Source organism: Achromobacter sp. GbtcB20, from assembly GCF_019091095.1.
GTDB lineage: Bacteria > Pseudomonadota > Gammaproteobacteria > Burkholderiales > Burkholderiaceae_B > Achromobacter > Achromobacter mucicolens.
In genome coordinates, this window is the sequence record NZ_JAGXJZ010000395.1 from 1 (window position 1) to 313 (window position 313).

1 protein-coding gene is annotated in these 313 nt (G+C 63.9%); it reads left to right on the top strand.

Annotated elements, in window-relative coordinates; translation table 11 throughout:
* On the top strand, positions 1-313 hold a 313-nt coding region (locus tag KVT32_RS29475; RefSeq protein WP_217619359.1), incomplete at both ends, for a hypothetical protein.

Here is a 313-nt window from a genome sequence, read left to right on the forward strand (position 1 = left end):
AGTTCATCGAGTGGACCGCGGTGCTGCTCTCCGGCCAGGGCTACGACAAATTGTGCAACTGGGATTGCAGCTGGTATGCCGGCATCGTCCAGAGCGGCTACGACCTCTCTCCCCATGGGCATGCGCGCGGCGACGCCGCGAACTGGGCCTTCTTTGCTCTGTTGCCGCTGGTTGCGCGCGCGCTCGCCTTTTTCTCCGGGTTTGCGCCGCAGCTCTCGCTGGTGCTGGCGTCCAAGCTGTTTTTCCTGCTGGCGATCTTCGCTTTCGGGAAGTTCGCACGCGCCTATGACGAGCGCCTCGACCCGATCGCCCT